17 protein-coding genes are annotated in these 19,227 nt (G+C 69.5%); 8 read left to right on the top strand and 9 right to left on the bottom strand.

The genetic code is table 11. From position 1 onward, the window contains the following. Positions 1-296 precede the first annotated feature (296 nt). The 6 genes from NS334_RS07315 (at position 297) to NS334_RS07340 (ending at position 7,106) form a co-directional block, all read left to right on the top strand. The gene (locus NS334_RS07315; protein ID WP_058755321.1) at positions 297-563 is read left to right on the top strand and encodes a spike base protein, RCAP_Rcc01079 family; all 267 of its coding nucleotides are present in this window, start codon (positions 297-299) and stop codon (positions 561-563) included. Position 564: 1 nt separating this feature from the next. Next, on the top strand, positions 565-1,719 hold the full coding sequence (locus tag NS334_RS07320; RefSeq protein WP_058755322.1) for an SGNH/GDSL hydrolase family protein: 1,155 nt from the start codon (positions 565-567) through the stop codon (positions 1,717-1,719). Positions 1,720-1,821: 102 nt separating this feature from the next. Continuing rightward, the gene (locus NS334_RS07325) at positions 1,822-3,426 is read left to right on the top strand and encodes an FAD-dependent oxidoreductase (RefSeq protein WP_206542638.1); all 1,605 of its coding nucleotides are present in this window, start codon (positions 1,822-1,824) and stop codon (positions 3,424-3,426) included. Then, on the top strand, positions 3,423-4,379 hold the full coding sequence (locus NS334_RS07330) for an NAD-dependent epimerase/dehydratase family protein (protein ID WP_153002629.1): 957 nt from the start codon (positions 3,423-3,425) through the stop codon (positions 4,377-4,379). Before NS334_RS07325 ends, NS334_RS07330 begins: the two co-directional genes overlap by 4 nt. 193 nt (positions 4,380-4,572) lie before the next feature. After that, a complete protein-coding gene (locus tag NS334_RS07335; RefSeq protein WP_058755351.1) occupies positions 4,573-5,895 on the top strand; it encodes a dicarboxylate/amino acid:cation symporter in 1,323 nt (440 codons plus the stop codon). Between the two features lie 344 nt (positions 5,896-6,239). Continuing rightward, a complete protein-coding gene (locus NS334_RS07340; protein ID WP_058755325.1) occupies positions 6,240-7,106 on the top strand; it encodes a hypothetical protein in 867 nt (288 codons plus the stop codon). Between the two features lie 3 nt (positions 7,107-7,109). Here NS334_RS07340 and NS334_RS07345 read toward each other — a convergent pair whose 3' ends face one another. From NS334_RS07345 to rpiB, 5 genes are all read right to left on the bottom strand, one after another. After that, positions 7,110-7,859: an RNA methyltransferase gene (locus tag NS334_RS07345; protein WP_058755326.1), complete on the bottom strand. Its 750-nt coding sequence runs from the start codon at positions 7,857-7,859 to the stop codon at positions 7,110-7,112. Between the two features lie 193 nt (positions 7,860-8,052). Next, on the bottom strand, positions 8,053-8,514 hold the full coding sequence (nrdR, locus tag NS334_RS07350; RefSeq protein ID WP_058755327.1) for a transcriptional regulator NrdR: 462 nt from the start codon (positions 8,512-8,514) through the stop codon (positions 8,053-8,055). 8 nt (positions 8,515-8,522) lie between these two features. Then, positions 8,523-8,714, bottom strand: coding sequence for a hypothetical protein (locus tag NS334_RS07355; protein ID WP_058755328.1), 192 nt, complete (start codon positions 8,712-8,714; stop codon positions 8,523-8,525). A gap of 12 nt (positions 8,715-8,726) precedes the next feature. Further along, positions 8,727-10,034, bottom strand: a complete 1,308-nt coding sequence (glyA, locus tag NS334_RS07360) for a serine hydroxymethyltransferase (protein WP_058755329.1) — start codon at positions 10,032-10,034, stop codon at positions 8,727-8,729. Further along, positions 10,031-10,465, bottom strand: coding sequence for a ribose 5-phosphate isomerase B (rpiB, locus tag NS334_RS07365; protein WP_058755330.1), 435 nt, complete (start codon positions 10,463-10,465; stop codon positions 10,031-10,033). Before rpiB ends, glyA begins: the two co-directional genes overlap by 4 nt. Positions 10,466-10,564: 99 nt before the next feature. Between rpiB and NS334_RS07370 the strand changes: the two genes are divergently transcribed. Then, positions 10,565-10,981 (top strand): hypothetical protein, encoded by a 417-nt coding sequence (locus tag NS334_RS07370; protein ID WP_058755331.1) that lies wholly within the window; start codon positions 10,565-10,567, stop codon positions 10,979-10,981. 36 nt (positions 10,982-11,017) lie between these two features. Here NS334_RS07370 and NS334_RS07375 read toward each other — a convergent pair whose 3' ends face one another. Together NS334_RS07375 and NS334_RS07380 are read right to left on the bottom strand one after the other, a co-directional pair. Further along, a complete protein-coding gene (locus NS334_RS07375; protein ID WP_058755332.1) occupies positions 11,018-11,869 on the bottom strand; it encodes an HpcH/HpaI aldolase/citrate lyase family protein in 852 nt (283 codons plus the stop codon). Further along, positions 11,866-12,465 carry an NADPH-dependent FMN reductase gene (locus NS334_RS07380; RefSeq protein WP_058755333.1) on the bottom strand — a complete coding sequence of 200 codons (600 nt, stop codon included), beginning with the start codon at positions 12,463-12,465 and terminating at the stop codon, positions 11,866-11,868. Before NS334_RS07380 ends, NS334_RS07375 begins: the two co-directional genes overlap by 4 nt. 71 nt (positions 12,466-12,536) lie before the next feature. Here NS334_RS07380 and NS334_RS07385 point away from each other — a divergent pair, with 71 nt between their 5' ends. After that, a complete protein-coding gene (locus tag NS334_RS07385; RefSeq protein WP_058755334.1) occupies positions 12,537-14,696 on the top strand; it encodes a transglycosylase domain-containing protein in 2,160 nt (719 codons plus the stop codon). 16 nt (positions 14,697-14,712) lie between these two features. Here NS334_RS07385 and NS334_RS07390 read toward each other — a convergent pair whose 3' ends face one another. Beyond that, positions 14,713-16,197, bottom strand: coding sequence for a tryptophan halogenase family protein (locus tag NS334_RS07390; protein ID WP_206542639.1), 1,485 nt, complete (start codon positions 16,195-16,197; stop codon positions 14,713-14,715). Positions 16,198-16,287: 90 nt separating this feature from the next. Beyond that, entirely contained in the window at positions 16,288-19,131 is a 2,844-nt protein-coding gene (locus NS334_RS07395; protein WP_058755336.1) for a TonB-dependent receptor, read from the bottom strand. Between the last annotated feature and the right edge of the window lie 96 nt (positions 19,132-19,227).

Consider the following 19,227-nt stretch of genomic DNA (forward strand, 5'->3'; position numbering starts at 1 on the left):
TTAATGTTCCTCGAACCTACGCGACTTACACTGTCCTCTTCGTCGGCAGCGTAAGATGTTGTTAAGGGACAGGTCCATGGCGGGCGAATCGGAATCGAGGGTCAGCGAGCGGGCCATCGTGTTACGCTATCCCTCGTCTGCACGGACACGCACGGGCCGAACCGACCCGCACGCCACGATTCCTAGAGGTTAAGCGCCTCGTCGCCAACCCAAAAGCGGAACCGCAGCGGGGGGCTGTCCTACATCGTCCATTTGAACATATCAGGAACATCCTGCTTGTCATTGGAGGATAGCACATGCCCGATCCCTTTCAGTCGCACGCCGACAGCGCCTTGGCGCCGTCGACCGCGCCGTTCGCGATCCAGCCCGACGATGCCAGTCCGCTGCCGACGATTCCGAAGGGCATCTATGTCGGCGGCGGCGGCACGGTGGTGCTGCGCGGTGTCGGCGGTAGCGCGGACGTGACGTACCGCAACCTGCCCGACGCCAGCTATATCGCAGTGCGCGCCCAATATGTCCGCGCGACCGGCACCACCGCCACCTATCTGATCGCGGAGGCCTGAGATGACGCGCATGTCAGGATCGATCGGCGGGGGCGTGACCGCCGCCGCGCTGGCGCGGGCCGGCGCCCCGGTGCCGGCGGTGGAGAACGCGACCGCCACCAACCTGCTCGCCTGGGCGGCGGCGCGCGGGCGGGTGCGCAGCGGCACCGGCGACGTGGCGCGCATCGCTTTCGTCGGCGACAGCAAGACGATGGGCGCGGGGGCGGGCACCGGATCGTCGGGTACCGTCAACGCCTTCGCCCGGTCGCGGCCGGCGCGGGTCGCGGCGCTGCTAGCCGCCGCCGGGGTGCCGGTACGCACCGACGGCTTCTTCGGCACCGCCGGGATCGGCACGATCGCCGACCTGACCGCCTATGACCCGCGGCGCAGCGGGTTCAGCGGCTGGACCGGCGGCAACGCGTCGCTGGGCGGCGGGGCGATGGCGGCGGGCAACGCCAATCCGGGGCAGTTCCAGCCGACGGTGGCGACCGATCGCTGTTCGGTGTTCTTCCGCAACGGCAGCGACCGCCCAGCCTTTACCGTCGCGAAGGGCAGCGAGAGCGTGACGATCACGCCGTCCGGCGCGGTCAACGGGTTCCTGCGGTACGAGGTCAGCTTCTCCACGCGCGACACCAGCCCGATCGTCGTCACCCGCGCCGGCACCGCGACCAACCTGCTGCTGTTCGGGCTGATGGCGTGGGACAGCAGCCGGCCGGGCGTCGAGATCGCCAATTTCGGCGTGTTCGGCGTCACCTCCGCCTATCAGGCCGACATGACGGCGGCGTTCTCGCCCGCCGCCGCGCTGGCCAGCTATGCGCCGCACCTGACGGTCGTGAACCTGGGCACCAACGATATCGCGCAGGGGCTGGCGATGGGCACATGGCTCGGCAACCTGCGGACGATCGTGCAGCAGGCGAAGATGACGGGCAGCGTGATCCTGACCTGGCCGGCGGCGGGCGGGACCGCGCCGGCGCTGGGCGCGGATGCGACGCGCGCGCAGTGGCGGGCGGCGTTGCGCGCGCTGGCGTTCGAGACCGACTGCCTGTTCGTCGACGAGGAGGCGCTGCTGGGCGGACGCGCGATGGCGCAGGCCAGCGGCGCGCTGCCCGACAATATCCACGAGGCCGCCTGGGCCTATGACGTGCAGGCCGCCGCGATCGTGCGCGCGATCCTGTAACCCATGTCGTGCCGCATGCCGTCGCGCTTGCCCCCGCGCGACGGCATGCTACCCCGGCGGTGCGATAACGGGGGAACCAGCGTGCGCGCCGATGCCAGCGACTTGAACAGCTTACCCGAACCAGCCGACATCTGCATCGTCGGATCGGGCGCGGCGGGGCTGACGCTCGCGGCGCGATGCGCCGCGCTGGGGATGAACGTGCTGGTGCTGGAGGCGGGCGGCGCGCAGGCGGAGCCCGGCGTGCAGGACGCCTATGCCGGCGAGCTCGCGGACCCGCGCGTGCACTGGCCGCTCGACACCTATCGCGTCCGCGCGCTGGGCGGGACCACGTCGCTGTGGGGCGGGCGGTCGATCCCGTTCGACCCGATCGATTTCGAGCCGCGCCCGTGGGTCGCGCAGTCGGGCTGGCCGATCACCTACGACGAGGTCGCGCGTTACTATCCCGCCGCGATGGAGGCGGCGGAGGCGGGGGCGTTCGACCACACCCCGTCCGCGCCGATCGTGCCGGGGCTGGACGGCGAATGGCTGCACACCACGATCGAGCGGTTCAGCCGCCCCACCAATTTCTGGACCCGCTATGGCGAGCAACTGACCCGCGCCGCGAACGTCCGCGTCATCACGCACGCGCCGGTGACGGCGGTGCGGCTGGCGCATGACGGAAACAGCGTCGATCATCTGGAGGTGGCGACGCCGAACGGAACGCGCTGGCCGGTCCGCGCGCGCGCCTATGTGCTGGCGGCGGGGGGGCTGGAGACGGCGCGGCTGCTGCTCGCCTCCGACGACGTGGTGCGGCACGGGCCGGGTAACGCGGGCGGGTGGCTGGGGCGCGGCTATATGTGCCATCTGGCCGCGACGTTCGGGATGGCGCACTTCACCGGCGCGCCCAACAGCATCGGCTTCGATTACGAGCGCGACGCCGAGGGCATTTACATCCGCCGCCGGCTGGCGCCCACCCCGGCGGCGCAGCGGCAGCGCCGGCTGCTGAACGCGACTGTCCGGCTCCATATCCGCGACGCCAACGATCCGTCGCACGGCGATCCGGTGCTGTCGCTGATGTTCCTCGCCGCGTTCGCGGTGAAATATGAGTACAGCCGCGGCGCGCGCGAGGCGGATCGCTCGCTGGGGCCGTATCTGCGCCATGTCGGCAATATCGCGCGGCACCCGGTCCAGCTGTTCAACTTCGTCCGCACCTGGGGCGTGAAACGCTATCTGGCGTCGCGCCGCATCCCGTCGATCGCGCTGCCGGCGCGCGACAATCGCTATCCGCTGGAATTCGTCAGCGAACAGTCGCCCAACTGGGACAGCCGGGTGCTGCTGACCGAGGCGCGCGACGCGCTGGGGATGCGGCGGCTGAAGGTCGACTGGCGGGTGGCGGCGGCGGACTTCGATTCGGCGCGCGCCACCTATCGGCTGATCCGCGACGAACTGGCGCGCACCGGTACGGGGACGCTCGACTATGACGAGGCGGCGCTGGAGGACGCGTTGCTGGATGCCGCCGCCTATGGTGGGCATCACAGCGGCACGACGCGGATGAGCGACACGCCGCGCGACGGCGTGGTGGATCGCGACTGCCGCGTCCACGGCGTCGCCAACCTGTATGTCGCCAGCTCGGCGGTGACTCCGACGTCGAGCCAGGCCAATCCGACGCTGACCGCGATCGCGCTGGCGCTGCGGCTGGCGGACCATCTGCAGGAGTGCGGCGCATGACCGGCACGGTGCTGGTGACGGGCGCGGGCGGGTTCGTCGGGCGCGCCAGCGTGGCGGCGCTGCGCGCGCGCGGGCGGACGGTGATCGCGGGATTCCGCCGGCCGCCGCCGGGAGAGCGGGCACTGGACGTGCTCGACCCCGCCGCGCTGGCCGCCGCGATGCAGGGGGTGGAGACGGTGGTGCATACCGCGGTCGGCGGTCCGCGCGACACGCGCGTGATCGTCGAGGGGACGCGCAACACGCTCGCCGCCGCGTGCGCGGCCGGGGTGCAACGCTTCATCCAGCTCAGCTCGGTCGCGGTCTATGGCGCGGTCGAGGGAGTGATCGACGAGGGCGCACCCATCGATCGCCCGCACGGCGCTTATGGGGCGGCGAAGGTCGCGGCGGAGGAGACGTGCCGCACCGCCGCCGGGGCGACGGCGGTCGCCATCCTGCGCCCGACGCTGATCTACGGCCCGGGCAGCGCGCAGTGGACGACGCCGTATCTCGACCGGCTGCGGGACGGACGCTGGCCGGCGCTGGGCGCGGCGGGACAGGGCGACGCCAACCTGGTCCATGTCGACGATCTCGCCGGCTTCATCACGCACCTCGCCACCGCACCGGCCGCGATCGCTGGCACGTTCAACGTCAACGGCGCCGACATCCCGACCTGGGACGGCTATCTGGAGGCGTTGCGCGTCGCAATCGCCGCACCGCCTCCGACAGGGCGGCTGCCGGGCAGCACGACGCTGGCGGCGCGCAAGCTGGCCAAGGCGATCGTCGCGACCGGGCGCGCCCCCGCGCCGCTGCACCGCTTCGTCGCGCGCACGCCGTCGCATGACGAGCTGGTACGGTTCCGCACGCCGGTCCGCTATGCCATCCGGCGGATGCTGGAGACCGGATACCGGCCGACGATCGACGTCGCCACCGCGGTCGCGGGTATCGCCGACTGGGAGCGCGCCGGGCGACCGTAACGTGCGGATAATGGCACACCGCCCGCACGACGATGGCGGGGTTTTGCACACGGCCCGCACGGCACAGATACCGCCCGAGATATTTACGGTTATATAACAGATGCTTGCCAAGCGTCGCTCACGTCTTTGGCGCGGGGAGACGATCGCGATACGCTGAGTCCCACGACGTCCGATGCTGGACGCAGGAGAGGACATGCACCCGACCACATTCCCACCCGCCGCCGAAGGACCACGTCGGCTCCACCACCACCTGTACGTGCAGGTGCTGATCGCGATCGTCGCCGGCGCGATCCTCGGCCATTTCCATCCGACGCTCGGCGAGGCGCTGAAGCCGCTGGGCGACGGCTTCATCAAGCTGGTCAAGATGGTGATCGCGCCGGTCATCTTCCTGACCCTGGTCAGCGGCATCGCCGGCCTGCGCGAGTTGCGCGCGGTCGGCCGGGTCGCGGGCAAGGCCTTCGGCTACTTCCTGTTCTTCTCGACGCTGGCGCTGGTCGTCGGGATGGTCGTCGCCAATGTCGTCCAGCCGGGCGCGGGCATGAACATCAATCCCGCGACGCTGGATGCCACCAAGATCGCCGATTATGCGGAAAAGGCGCATGACACGACGCTGACCGGCTTCGTGCTGAACATCATCCCCGATACGCTGATCTCCGCACTGACGCAGGGCAACATCCTGCAGGTGCTGCTGGTCGCGATCCTGTTCGGCGTCGCGCTGAGCCTGGTCGGCGATCCGGCGCGGCCGATCCTGGACCTGATCGAGCGGCTGAACATCGTCGTCTTCCGCATCGTCGCGATCCTGATGCGCGTCGCCCCGCTGGGCGCGTTCGGCGCGATCGCCTTCACGGTCGGCAAATATGGGGTCGGCAGCCTCGTCAACCTGGGCGGGCTGGTCGCGACCTTCTACCTGACGTCGGCGGTCTTCGTGTTCGGCGTGCTGGGGCTGGTCGCCTGGGCGCACGGCTTCTCGATCCTGCGGCTGATCGCCTATCTGAAGGGCGAGTTGCTGCTGGTGCTCGGCACCTCGTCGTCGGAGCCGGCGCTGCCGGGGCTGCTGACGAAGCTGGAGGCGGCGGGCTGCGATCGCGGCGTCGTCGGGCTGGTCGTGCCGACCGGCTATTCGTTCAACCTGGACGGCACCAACATCTACATGACGCTGGCGGCGCTGTTCATCGCGCAGGCGTGCAACGTCGAGCTGTCGATCGGGCAGCAGTTGATGCTGCTGGCGGTGGCGATGCTGTCGTCGAAGGGCGCGGCGGGCGTGACCGGCGCGGGCTTCATCACCCTGGCCGCGACGCTGTCGATCGTGCCGACCGTGCCGGTCGCGGGCATGGCGCTGATCCTGGGCGTCGACCGCTTCATGAGCGAATGCCGCAGCCTGACCAATTTCGTCGGCAATGCGGTGGCGGCGATCGTCGTGGCGCGCTGGGAGGGCAAGCTGGATCGCGCCGCGCTGGCCGATGCGCTGGCGGGTCGTCCGCAGACACCGATCGGCATCGCGCAGCCCGTGGCGTAGTCGGACCTGTGCCGCGACCCTGGCCGCCGGCGGAATCAACCCGCCGGCGGCTCCGGCAGTCTCCTGGCCTTGGACAGAAAGCGTCTCAAAAAAGGAAATGGTACCGTTAACTTACGTTATAATGGCTTGTATTTTTTTTCCATCGCGCTCACTGCTCCTACCAGACGATCGCGTGGATTGGTGGATTTCCGAGGGGCCACCCCCTTTGCATTCGCACCTGGCGCACCCCGTGGCCGTAGGCGTTGACACTGCGCACGAGGACGGAAACGGTGCCGATCTACGCGGTGACTCTGCCACAACCTGCCAGTGCCGACCCCCCCCCCTTGCAGAGGGGCCCGATCGCAGTGGCCGCGCGTCTGCTGGCCGAATTTCACACCAGCATGAATATCGCCGGCCTGCGGGCCTTTTCCGGCAACCTCGATCGCTTCCTCGTCTTCTGCTTTCTGATGCGCACCAGCCTGTCGCGCCATGCCCGCGACGGCACGATCTCCGTCCACTCCGCCGCCTTGTCGCTCGGGCGCCCGTTCGAGACCGTCCGCCGCCACATCAGCGCACTGATCGAGGCCGGCATCTGCGAACGCACCGCCACCGGGGTGACGCTGTCCGCCGGGTTCTGGGCAAGGGCCGACACGGTGGTGAAGATGCGCTTCGGGCATGATTGCTTCGTCCGGCTGCTCGACGACGGGGTGGCGGCCGGCATCTTCCCCGTCGAGCCGAGACCGGCCGGCACGACCTTCGACGTGCGTCACGGCGTGTGCGCGGCCTGCGACCTGATGCTGGCGCTGATCGACAGCAACCGTGCGATCTGCCCCGAGGCGATTGACCTGGCGATCTTCTCGGCCGTGCTCCATGCCAACGGACAGCGTTTCGCGGCGGATCCGCAGGCGATGATCGACGGCTGCCGCACGCTTCTGCCGCGCCATGCGGTGCGCGTGGCGGAAGTCGCACGGGCGCTGTCGCTGCCCGACACCACGGTCCGCCGCCGTGTCGCACCCATGTCGGGACCGGACGGACTGTATATCCGGTCGCGCGCCGGACTGTTGATCGCCCCGCGCGCGCTGCGCCCGTGCGAACATTCCGGCCCTGCCGCTGATGCACGCCACGGATCGATCCGGTTGATCATCAAGCGCGCGGTCGCCGCCGGGCTACCGCTGGATCGGCCGGGGATCGCCTATCGCGACGGACGCCCGCCCAGCCCGCAGATCGACTGACGGTCAGCCGCCGCGCGGGCGCCGCGGCGACAGCGCCGACAGGACGCCGCGCACGCTGCGCACCTCCTGGCTGGACCAGCCCGGCTTCGTCAGCAGCGTGCGCAGCATCCGGCGCGTCGCGGGCGTACGATCGGGCGGGAAGAAATAGCCCGCGCCGTCGAGCATGGCGTCGAGCTGCGCGATCATTCCGTCCAGTTCCTCCTGCGGCGCGGGCGGTTCGAGATCGGTGGCCGGCGGGCTGGCCAGCCCCTGCCCCTTCGACCATTCATAGGCGATCAGGATCACCGCCTGCGCCAGGTTGAGGCTGCCGAACTCGGGGTTGATCGGGACGGTGACGATCGTTCGCGCGACCGCGACATCGTCCGTTTCCAGTCCCGACCGCTCCGGCCCGAACAGGATCGCCGCGCGCCCCGGCCCGGCATGGATCGCGTCCGCGGCCTGTTCGGGGGTGACGACCGGCTTGGTCACGCCCCGCTTGCGCACGGTGGTGGCATAGACGTGCGCGCAATCGGCGACGGCGTCGGCGACGCTCTCGAACACCTGGGCGCGGTCGAGCACGATATCCGCGCCCGACGCGGCGGGGCCGGCGCTGGGGTTCGGCCAGCCGTCGCGCGGCGCGACGAGGCGCAACTCGACCAGCCCGAAATTGAGCATCGCGCGCGCCGCCTTGCCGATGTTCTCGCCCAGTTGCGGGCGGACGAGCACGATGACGGGGGGCGGGGTGATGGCGGATGGGGTGGGCGAGTCGCTCATGATGTCCGTTCGATATGCCCCGATGACCGGGCGGCGTGCTCTGTGGGCGGGATCGCCGCCGCGCGCAACGCATCGCAGACGCGCCGGCGATCGGCGCTTGCTTCGACGCGCGCGGAGGGGGATCGGTCCGCAACGGGCCCGGGCGCCGTCCGTCGTGCGTCATACCCGGACGAACACGGCGGGATTCGAATCGCTAGCCCCGCCCCGCTTCCTCGACGCTGCCCGCGAATTCCTCGAAATCGCGCGCCTCGCCGAACTCGCGATAGACGCTGGCGAAGCGGATATAGGCGACCGAATCCAGCCCCTTCAGCCCCTCCATCACCATCTCGCCGATCCGCTTTGACGACACCTCGGCTTCGCCGCTCGTCTCCAGCTGCCGCTGGATGCCGCTGACCAGCTTCTCCAGCCGGACCGGCTCGACCGGCCGCTTGCGCGCCGCGATCGCGATCGACCGCAGCAGCTTTTCGCGATCGAACGGTTCGCGGCGGGATTCGCTCTTCACCACCGTCAGGTCGCGCAGCTGAATGCGCTCGAAGGTGGTGAAGCGCGCCGCGCAGCCCTCGCATTGACGACGCCGCCGGATCGCCGCCCCGTCGTCGGTGGGGCGGCTGTCCTTCACCTGGCTGGCGTCATGGCCGCAGAACGGGCAGCGCATTCAGCGGATCACTTGTTCTTGGTGCCCTTGCGATAGGCATAGGCCGCACCCGCGATCGCGCCGAAGATCGGCCCGACCACCGGCAGCGGGATGGCGACGACCGCGCCCAGCGCGCTCCACTTCGCCATGCTCTTGCCCAGGCCCGGCGTGTTCTTCACCGTGCCGCGCACTTCGTTCACCTTGCTGTCGAAATCGGCCATCGATCGTTCTCCTTAGCTGTAGATCGGGAACCGAGCGCACAGCGCGCGAACACGTTCCCGCACATTCGCCTCGACCGCCGGATCGCCCGCCTCACCCTTGGCGCGCAGCCCGTCGAGCACATCGGCGACCATGTTGCCGATCTCGCGGAACTCGGCCACGCCGAAGCCGCGCGTGGTGCCGGCCGGACTGCCGACGCGGATGCCGCTGGTCTTGACCGGGGGCAGCGGGTCGTCGGGGATGCCGTTCTTGTTGCATGTGATGCCGGCGCGCTCCAGCGCCTCGTCCGCGTCGCGGCCGGTGATGCCGAGCGGGGTGAGATCGACCAGCGCGAGATGCGTGTCGGTGCCGCCCGACACCAGATCAGCACCACGCTCCTTGAGCGTCGCGGCCAGCACCTTGGCGTTTTCGACCACGGCGGCGGCATAGGCCTTGAACTCGGGACGGAGCGCCTCGCCGAACGCGACCGCCTTGGCGGCGACGACATGCATAAGCGGCCCGCCCTGCAGCCCCGGGAACACCGCCGAATTGATCTTCTTGGCTACGCCCTCGTCATCCGTCAGCACCATGCCGCCGCGCGGCCCGCGCAGCGTCTTGTGCGTGGTGGTGGTGACGACGTGCGCATGGCCGAACGGGGTCGGATGGACGCCGCCCGCGACCAGCCCGGCGAAGTGCGCCATATCGACCATGAAGAACGCGCCGACCTTGTCCGCGATGGCGCGGAAGCGCGCGAAGTCGATGTGGCGCGGATAGGCCGAGCCGCCCGCGATGATCAGCTTCGGCTGCGTCTCGACGGCCTGCTTTTCCACCGCGTCATAGTCGATCAGGTGCGTGTCGGCGGTGACGCCGTACTGCACCGCATTGAACCACTTGCCGCTCATCGCCGCGCGCGCGCCGTGGGTCAGGTGGCCACCGGCGTCGAGGCTGAGCCCCATGATCGTCTCGCCCGGCTTCACCAGCGCGAGCATCACCGCGCCGTTCGCCTGCGCGCCGGAATGCGGCTGCACGTTGACGAAGCCGCAGCCGAACAGCGCCTTGGCGCGGTCGATCGCCAGCTGCTCGACCTCGTCCGACGGGTGGCACCCCTGATAGTAACGCTTGCCGGGATAGCCCTCGGCGTACTTGTTGGTGAATACCGAGCCCTGCGCCTCGAGCACCGCGCGGCTGACGATATTCTCCGACGCGATCAGCTCGATCTGCGTCTGCTCGCGGGTGAGCTCATGCTCGACACCGGCGAAGACCGCCGCATCGGCGTCGGCGAGGCCGCGCGTGAAAAAACCTTCCGGCTGGATCTGCGAAAGCGAGGTCGGGTTGGTGCTCATGCGGGCTCCTTGAGCATGTCGACGCGGGCGGCGTGGCGCCCGCCGAGGAAATCGGTGGAGAGGAAAGCGCGGACGCAGGCGCGCGCCATTTCGGGGCCGATCAGCCGCGCGCCGAGCGCCAGCGCATTGGCGTCGTTGTGGGCACGCGCCAGTTCGGCGGACAGCGGCTCCGACACCAGGGCGCACCGCACCGCCGGGTTGCGGTTGGCGGCGATCATGATGCCGATGCCGGAACCGCAGATCGCGATCCCGCGCTCGGCCTGTCCCGCGGCGAGCGCGTCGCCCAGCTTGCGGCCATAATCCGGATAGTCGACGCTGGCACTGCCGTGCGTGCCGAGGTCGAGCACCTCATGCCCCTCACCCGTCAGCCAGTCACGCAGATCGTCCTTCAGAAAGACGGCGGCATGGTCGCAGGCGATGGCGATACGCAACGGATCGACTCCCGGAGTGTCAGAATGCGATGCGCTCTAGCGACGTGCGCGCGCGAACGCTACCCGGAACGCGGCCCCGCCACGAAGGGTTGTCGCGCCATGACGATGCGTTTCCTGATCGCCGCGCCGCTCGCGCTCGCCGCCTGCGCGCAACCCGCCCCCTCGCCGAGCGCCACGCCGAGCGCGCGCGTCGACGATGCGCCGGTGGTGCGCCCCAACCCCGCCGACGCGGCCGCGACCGAGGAACGCTATCTCGGCCGCTGGATCGGGGTGGAGGGGATGTTCCTGAACGTCACCCGGCGGCAAGGCGGCGGGGTGGCGATGGAGATGCAATGGGATCTCGACCATCGCGGCACGTTCGACGGATCGGTGACCGCCGAGGGCCTGCGATTCGTGCGGAACGGCGTGGCGGAGACGGCGGTGCCGGGCGCCGGCGACGCCACGGGGCTGAAATGGCTGGCGGGCAAGAAGGACTGCCTGATCGTCAAGCCGGGCGAAGGATATTGCCGGGAATAGCCGACGCGGGAGTGAGGCGGACAGCGCGGAGCGCGGTCAGTTGCGCGCCGCGATCGCCTCCGCCAGCGCCAGCGTCCGGCGCGCCGCCTCCAGATGGAGACGTTCGACCATCCGTCCGTCGATGCGGATCGCGCCATCGTCCTCGCGCCCGATGAAGGCATCGGCCAGCACGCACGCGGCCGCGATCTCCGCCGCCGTCGGGCCGAACGCGTCGTTCGCCGGGGCAATCTGGGCCGGGTGGATCAACGTCTTGCCATCGAAACCCCAGTCGCGGCCCTGACGACATTCCGCCGCGATCGCGTCCAGATCGTCGAGCGTGTTGATGACGCCGTCGAGCGCGACCAGCCCCGCCGCGCGCGCCGCCAGCACCACCTGGCCGAGAATCGGCCACAAGGGCGCGCGATCGGCGCCGGGGCGACAGCGCAGCTCGCGCGCCAGATCGTTGGGGCCGATCACCAGCGCCGCAAGCCCGGTCGCGGGCGCGGCGGCCGCGATCTCGCGCAGCGCCAGCACGCCGTCGCATGACTCGATCATCGCCCACAAGGCCGGCCCGTCGCCGAGACGTGCCCGCGCGCGGTGCAACGTGTCCGCGTCGCCCACCTTGGGCAGCAGCACCGCCGCGACGCCGGACCGGCCGAGCGCCGCGAGATCGCCCGCGCCCCATTCGGTGTCGGACCCGTTGACGCGCACCACCAGCTCCCGCGCGCCGAACCCGCCGGCGCGGACCGCCGCCACCGCCGCGTCGCGCGCGGCGACCTTCTGCGCCGGCGCGACCGCATCCTCCAGGTCGAGGATCACGACGTCACACGGCAGCCCGCGCGCCTTCTCGATCGCGCGCGCGTTCGATGCGGGCAGGAACAGGGCGCTGCGGCGCGGGCGAAGGGTCATGCGGCGGGCGCCGCCTGGCCGAGCGGCGCGAAGCGCGCCACCTGCCGCCCGATCAGCCGCAACTGCTCGACCACCGCCGGGTCGCTGGCCCCGCCTTCGTCGTCGAAGCGCGTCACCTGCGTATTGATCGCGGCCGCGAACGGCGTCGGCCAGCCGCGCAGCGCATGGACGATCGAGCGCAGCGCCGCGATCGTCGAACCGGTCGCCTGCCAGCCATAAGCGGTGGCGATCAAACCGACCGGCATGTCGGCGAGATACGGCCGCGAATCGCGCGCGGTTTCCTCCAGCAGATCGAGCGCGTTCTTGACCACGCCCGAAATGCTGCCGTGATAGCCGGGACTGGCGATGATGATCGCCGACGCCTGTCGCACCGCCGCGACGAACGCCTGTTCCTCCTCGGTGCGCGACGTGGCGCGCGGATCGTAGAGCGGCAGTCGCGCCATGTCGGCACCGCCGAACAGCCGCGTGCGATAGCCCTGCGCGGCGGTTTCGGCGAGCGCGATGCGCAGCGCGCGCTCCGTCGAGGAGACGCCGCCGATCGTCCCGCCGATCCCCACCACCAACGGCGCGTCCGCGCCTTTCGTATCATCCAGCATTTGGCTATCCTTACCGACCACGCGGGCGCCGCTTGCGACAACTGTCATATCAGCGTAAGACACCAACAGCCATGCGCCCCGATCCCTACGATACCGGCCGCGTCCGCTACAACCACGCACGCGGCGATCTGCCCGGCGATGGTGCGGCACCCGACCCCCTGCCCTCGTTCGGCCCCTGGCACGACGCGGAACCGGCACGCGAATCGCGTTTCGGCGGCGGTGACGGCGGCGGGTACGATTCGCCGCCGCCGCGCCGCCGCATCGCCTGGGGCAAATGGATCGTGCGCGGGCTGGCTGCCTCGATCGTGCTGTTCGTGCTGGCGGTGATCTGGCTGGCGGTGACGGCACCGCTGTCGCGCTCGCTCAAGCCGCCGACGCCGCCGTCGATCACGCTGACCGCCGCCGACAACACGCCGATCGCGCGGCGCGGCGCGATCATCGGCGCGCCCGTCGACGCCAGTACGCTGCCGCCGCATGTCCGCGAGGCGTTCCTGGCGATCGAGGACCGGCGCTTCTATTCGCACTGGGGGATCGACCCGCGCGGGATCGCGCGCGCTGCCTGGGCGAACGTCGGGTCGGGCGGGGTCCGGCAGGGCGGATCGACGATCACGCAGCAGCTGGCGAAGAACGCCTTCCTCGATTCGGACCGCACCGCCGCGCGCAAGATCCGCGAGGTCATGATCGCCTTCTGGCTGGAAGCGTGGCTGACGAAGGACGAGATCCTCTCGCGCTATCTGTCCAACGTCTATTTCGGCGACAACGTCTATGGGATCACGGCGGCGTCGAAGCATTATTTCGGCCGCACGCCGCAGAAGCTGAACGTCGGGCAGGCCGCGATGCTGGCCGGGCTGGTCAAGGCGCCGTCACGGCTCGCCCCCACCGGCAACCTGAAGGGCGCGCGCGCGCGGCAGGCGGTGGTGGTCGGCGCGATGGTCGATGCCGGATTCCTGACGAAGCGGGAGGCGGCGGCGGTCCAGCCGCAGCGCGTGCTGCCCGCGCGCGCCGATACGCTGCCGACCGGCACCTATTTCGCGGACTGGGTGCTTCCGACCGCGCGCGAGGTGGCGGGCGATGCCGGCACCGAGGCGACGGTGAAGACGACGCTCGATCGCGGACTGCAGGCGACTGCCGAGCGCGTGGTGCGACAGGCGAACCTTCGCGGGATGCAGGCGGCGCTGGTCGCGATGCGGCCCGACGGACAGGTCGTCGCGATGGTCGGCGGCAAGGACTATCGCTCCAGCGCGTTCAACCGCGCGGTGCAGGCGAAGCGCCAGCCGGGATCGACCTTCAAGCTGTTCGTGTATCTCGCCGCGCTGCGCGCCGGGCTGACCCCCGACGACGTGCGCGATGATTCGCCGGTCGAGATCGCCGGGTGGAAGCCGCGCAACGACGACGGACGCTATCTCGGCCCGATCACGTTGCGGCGTGCGTTCGCCCGGTCCTCGAACGTCGTGGCGGCGCGGCTGACGCAAGAGGTCGGCGTCCGCAACGTCATCAAGACCGCGCGCGACCTGGGCATCACCACGCCGATCGCCAATGAGGCGACGATCGGGCTGGGCACGTCGGAGGTGTCGCTGCTGGAGCTGACCGGCGCCTATGCCGCGCTCGCCAGCGGCCGCTATCCGGTGACGCCGCGCGGGGTGGAGGGCAACCGCAGCGCCAGCTGGTACGAAAAGATCGCGGGCCGCGACAGCGAGATGCCGGCCAGGATCCGCGACGAGATGCGCTCGCTGCTCGGCTCCTCGATCCGCGGCACGGGGCGCGACGCGAACCTGCCGGTCGAGGCGTTCGGCAAGACGGGAACCAGCCAGGGCGGCCGCGACGGCTGGTTCATCGGCTTCGCGGGCAACCTGGTCGTCGGCGTCTGGGTCGGCAAGGACGACAGCTCGCCCAACCCCGGCCTGCACGGCGGCGGCATCCCGGCGCAGATCTGGCGGCAGTTCATGATGTCGGCGCTGAACATCCCGATCGTCGTCGCGCCGGCCGAAGACGACCTGGCGGTGCCGACCGACAATATGGAGGGCGCGATCGACGAGTTCGGCCGCGCGCTGGACGCGGCCCCGCCGACGATCGAGGATGCGGTCGATCGCCTGCGCCAGCTCGGCATCGAGCTGCCGCAGCCCCCAGAGCCGCGCGAACGCGAGCGGGTGCGCGTGCCGGACGACCGGCGCGGACCGCCGCCGGAGGACGGCGAGGGATATGACGACCCGCGATATGACGAGGAGTGGTAGCGCGGCGGCCTGAGCGCTAGGCCGCGCAGTGGCGGGCGATGAAGTCGGCGTGAGCGGGCATCCGTCGCGCCGCCTCTGCCGTGACCGCCGCGATTCGCGCCAGTCGCGCACGCGCCTCCGCCTCCGGCATCCCGGCCGCGACCGGATCGTAGCCCTCGGCGGTCAGCCCCTGACCCTCCATCACCGCCAGCCAGCTGGTGCGCGTGAAGAGTTCGTCGCCCTCACGATAGACGCGCCCCGTCCGGCGATAGATCGCGATCCGCTCCGCCAGCGTATCGGGAATCGGCATCGCGGCGAGATCACGCCAGTATGCGGTGTCGTCGCGCGCGCTGGCGTGGAAATGCAGGATGATGAAGTCGCGGATGCTGTCGACCTCCGCGATCATCAGCCGGTTGTAGCGCGCGGTATCGGCCGGTGCGCACGCGCGGGTCGGCAGCATTTCCAGAAGCCGCGCGACCCCGGCCTGCACCAGATGGATGCTGGTCGATTCGAGCGGTTCCAGAAATCCGCTCGCCAGCCCGAGCGCGACGCAATTGCCGACCCAGAACGCCGCGCGCCGCCCGGCGCGAAAGCGCAGCACGCGCGGATCGGCGAGCGCGGGCGCGTCGAGCCCGGCGAGCAGCGTCGCCGTCGCCTCGTCCTCGGACAGATGCGCGCTGGCATAGACATGGCCGTTGCCGGTGCGGTGCTGGAGCGGGATGCGCCATTGCCAGCCGGCACCATGCGCGGTCGAACGCGTATAGGGCGTCGGCGCGCCGACCATCGCGCTGGGCACCGCGACCGCCCGGTCATTCGGAAGCCAGTGGCTCCAGTCGACGAAGCCGGTGCCCAGCGTGTCGCCGAGCAGTAGCGAACGGAAGCCGGAGCAATCGATAAAGAAGTCGCCCTCGACGCGCGTGCCGTCCACCAGCGTGACCGACGCGATGAAGCCGTCGCCGGCGCGGCGCGTCACATCGACGACGCGCCCCTCGTGTCGCACCACCCCGGCCGCCTCGGCATGGCGGCGCAGGAACGCGGCGTAAAGCGCGGCATCGAAGTGGAAGGCATAGCCGATCTGCGCGAGCGGCGTGTTGCCGGGTTGGGGCCGCAGGAACCGCCCGTTCGCTGCGGCGGCGGCGCAGATCGAATAATCGGCCAGCGGCCCGGCCCCGCCGGCCTGGCGCATCCGCCGCCACAGCGCCTCGAACGGCACCGCGCCGTTGTCGATGCCATAGACGCCGAACGGGTGAAAATAGCGCTGGCCGATCCGCCCCCAATCGACGAACTCGATCCCGAGCTTGAAGGTGCCATTGGTCGCGCGAACGAACGCGTCCTCGTCGATGCCGAGCAGCGTGTTGAAGGCCTGAAGCGGCGGGATCGTCGCCTCGCCGACGCCGACCGTGCCGATCTCCTCGGATTCGATCAGCGTGATCGCGGGGCCGGCGGGCCCCAATACCCGCGACAGCGCCGCGGCGGCCATCCATCCGGCGGTGCCCCCGCCGACGATGACGATCCGGCGCATGGGACCGTCGTCGCGTTGCTGTTCCATATGTCCCCGTGACGAAAAAAGCGACCGGCACGGTTGTTACGCCGTGCCGGTCGAGGGGAGAAGTCAGTAGGTGGCGCGCAACGAGAGGCCGAAGCGCCGGTCGTTGAGCTGATATTGCAGCGGCGCGGCGGGCGTGCCGATGTAGAGGACGTTCATGCGATTGTTCAGGTTCACCGCATCGATCGACATCGCGATATGCTCGGTCACGTTGACGCTGATCGACGCGTCGAGCGAGGCATAGGGACGCGCGAACTGCGCCTCGCCGTTCGCGCCGCTGCCGGTGGTCTGATCCAGCCACGCCGATCGCCAGTTGTACGCGACACGCGCGGTGACCGGCCCCTTTTCGTACAGGCCGATCAGATTGTAGCTGTGCTTCGAAAGCTTCTCGAGCGGCAGTTGGCGCGGGGCGTTGGGGTTGTTGCCCGCAAACGGATTTTCGACGTTTGAGTCGACATAGGTGTAGTTCGCCTGGATCCCCAGACCGCTCAGCAGGCCCGGCAGGAAGTCGAAGAACTGCTGATAGGCGACTTCCGCCCCCTTCACGGTGCCGCTGCCCGAATTGACGACCGTATTCACGTCATAGGCGATGCCGTTGAAGACACCGACCACACGCCCGCTGGCGAGGAAGCCATCGACCTTCTTGTAGAACAGGCCGCCGGTCAGCGAGCCCGCCGGGGCGAAATACCATTCGGCGGTCAGGTCGAAGTTGTCCGAGTCGATCGGGCTGAGACGCGGGTTGCCGGAGCTGGCGCTGGGACGGCCGGTCGCGGCGTTCACCTGATTGGGGTTGTTGAGCGTGATGTTGGTCGACAGCTGGTCGAAGTTCGCACGGGCCAGGCCGCGCGAATAGACGAAGCGCATCTGGAAGTCGTCGGTGAGCCGCGCCCGCAGGTTGACGCTGGGCAGAACGCGAACATAGCGGTTTTTCAGCGCCAGCGGCGCGCTGCTGCCGTCGCTGTTGAACTGCGTCCCGCGCGAGGTGACGTCGGTGCGGACGATCCGCGCGCCTGCGCCGCCGTCGAACCGGATGCTGCCGAGGTTGAATTCGTAATCGGCGACGCCCCAGGCGGTATAGGTCTTCTCGGTCTGATTGTTCAGGTCACCCGGAGTGAAGGCGTCCTTCGTCTTCGCGCCGAACAGCGCGTACAGCGCCTTGGTCTGCGCCCATACGCCGTCGCCCGCCGGGAACGCCGGGTACAGCAGGCCGCCCTTGACGGTGTTGCCGTCGAACCAGTTCTTCGACGGCCCCTTCATCGCCAGCTGCGGATTCTGGCTGAGCGGGATCAGCGGCGTGCCGGCCGGTGCCGAACAGGCGCCGTTGGGCCCCAGCGCGGTCAGGCAGACGCCGTTCCACGTGCCACGCAGGTCGATCGTATTGTCGGCGAACCGCGCGCCGCCACGCAGCTTCTTCAGGAAGCCACCGTCGACGTTATATTCGATGTCATACGCCAGCGCGAGCGTGTCCGCATCGTTCCGCTGCAACGAATCGGCGATGAACGGCGTGGTGTAGCTGGAGGCGCTGTTGAGCAGCGTCGGGTTGGTGACGTCCCAGCGCGGATACTTGCCGCGCAAGTCGAACACGACGCCGGTCGAATGCGGCGTCGTCAGGGCATTCTGCCCGGTGCGCGTGTAAAGCGACAGAACGTGGCCGTTGCGATCGGCATTGTAATAGGACTTCAGGTACTGAACGTCGAAGCTGACCTTCGCGCGATCGGTGGCCTGCCACCCGACGTTGAACACGTAGTTCTGGCTGGCGCTCCACAATTCCTGATCGAAACGCCCGGTCTCGAAGGTCTGCGGCGACAGCGCGCCGCTGGTCGCATACCCTTCCTTGTTGAAGGTGAAGGCGGCACCCGGCGTCGGCAGCGTGTTGTAGGTCGTCACCTGACCCGCCGCATTATACTGGTTCGCGGGCAGATTGTTGAAATCATAGTAATAGGCGCCGGTCCGGTTGAACCAGTATTTCGTGCCCTGATATTGCGCGGTCACCAGCACGTCGTCGCTGGCCTGCCACTGCAGCGCCGCGGCGATACCGAAGCGCTTGCGATCGCCCGTGTCGTCGTAGATTTCAAAGCCGTACGGGATCTTGGCGTTGGCGGGGGCATTCGCGATCGAGCCGGGGCGCGCCTCGCCGAACGGCCCGGCCAGCAGACCGTCCTGACGATAATTGCTCTTCGAGAATACCGCGTTCACCAGCAGGCCGATCTCGCCGATCCCGGTGTCGTAGCGGTTGCTGTAGAGCCCCGATACCGCATAGCCCGCCTTGTCGGCGCGGTCGTAGTAGTTGCCGCGCGCGGTCAGGCTGACGACCTGTCCCGGCTTATCGAAGGGAAGACGGGTGCGCAGGTTGACCGCGCCGCCGACGCCGCCCTCGATGATGTTGGCGGGCGCGTTCTTGTAGACGTCGATCCCGGCAAGCAGTTCGGGCGGAATGCCCTCGAGGTCGAACGCACGGCCGCCCGAGGCCGAATAGACCGCACGACCGTCGAGGAAGTTCTGCACCTGGGTCAGGCCGCGCACGGTGACCGCCGGCTGGGTACGGTGATCGAAGTCGGTCGCGCCCTCACCGTAGCGGCGCTGGATCTGCACGCCCGGGATACGCTGAAGCGCTTCGGTCGTGTTGACGTCCGGAAGCTTGCCGATGTCCTGCGCCTGCACCGAGTCCATGATCTGGTCGGCGTTGCGCTTCAGCGCCTGCGCGGAACGAAGGCTCTCGCGCACGCCGGTGACGATCACGTCCTGTTCGTTGACTTCGCCGCTCTGCACCTGGTCGACGGTCGCCGACGCGGTCGCCTGACCGGCGGCGGCAGCGGCCGGCGCGGCCTGTGCGGCGGCGGGCGTCGCGCCCAGCAGCGCCAGCACGCCGAGCGATGCGCCCGCAGCCACGGAATGACGGAACCCCTTCATTTTCATCCTCCCCCATCGATGTCGGGCACTTCGCGGTGCCTTGTCTGACTTATCGCACCAACTCATTTATCAGACAATAGGGTTTTGCCTTTCGGG

It is taken from the genome of Sphingomonas endophytica, assembly GCF_001476895.1.
Taxonomy (GTDB): Bacteria; Pseudomonadota; Alphaproteobacteria; order Sphingomonadales; family Sphingomonadaceae; genus Sphingomonas; species Sphingomonas endophytica_A.

Excerpts from the sequence above, each read along its gene's own strand:
- NS334_RS07315 (WP_058755321.1), top strand. The coding sequence starts at position 297 with ATGCCCGATCCCTTTCAGTCGCACGCCGACAGCGCCTTGGCGCCGTCG.
- NS334_RS07320 (WP_058755322.1), top strand. The coding sequence starts at position 565 with ATGACGCGCATGTCAGGATCGATCGGCGGGGGCGTGACCGCCGCCGCG.
- NS334_RS07330 (WP_153002629.1), top strand. The coding sequence starts at position 3,423 with ATGACCGGCACGGTGCTGGTGACGGGCGCGGGCGGGTTCGTCGGGCGC.
- NS334_RS07335 (WP_058755351.1), top strand. The coding sequence starts at position 4,573 with ATGCACCCGACCACATTCCCACCCGCCGCCGAAGGACCACGTCGGCTC.
- NS334_RS07345 (WP_058755326.1), bottom strand. The coding sequence starts at position 7,859 with ATGAGCGACTCGCCCACCCCATCCGCCATCACCCCGCCCCCCGTCATC.
- nrdR (WP_058755327.1), bottom strand. The coding sequence starts at position 8,514 with ATGCGCTGCCCGTTCTGCGGCCATGACGCCAGCCAGGTGAAGGACAGC.
- NS334_RS07355 (WP_058755328.1), bottom strand. The coding sequence starts at position 8,714 with ATGGCCGATTTCGACAGCAAGGTGAACGAAGTGCGCGGCACGGTGAAG.
- glyA (WP_058755329.1), bottom strand. The coding sequence starts at position 10,034 with ATGAGCACCAACCCGACCTCGCTTTCGCAGATCCAGCCGGAAGGTTTT.
- NS334_RS07370 (WP_058755331.1), top strand. The coding sequence starts at position 10,565 with ATGACGATGCGTTTCCTGATCGCCGCGCCGCTCGCGCTCGCCGCCTGC.
- NS334_RS07375 (WP_058755332.1), bottom strand. The coding sequence starts at position 11,869 with ATGACCCTTCGCCCGCGCCGCAGCGCCCTGTTCCTGCCCGCATCGAAC.
- NS334_RS07380 (WP_058755333.1), bottom strand. The coding sequence starts at position 12,465 with ATGCTGGATGATACGAAAGGCGCGGACGCGCCGTTGGTGGTGGGGATC.
- NS334_RS07385 (WP_058755334.1), top strand. The coding sequence starts at position 12,537 with ATGCGCCCCGATCCCTACGATACCGGCCGCGTCCGCTACAACCACGCA.
- NS334_RS07390 (WP_206542639.1), bottom strand. The coding sequence starts at position 16,197 with ATGCGCCGGATCGTCATCGTCGGCGGGGGCACCGCCGGATGGATGGCC.
- NS334_RS07395 (WP_058755336.1), bottom strand. The coding sequence starts at position 19,131 with ATGAAGGGGTTCCGTCATTCCGTGGCTGCGGGCGCATCGCTCGGCGTG.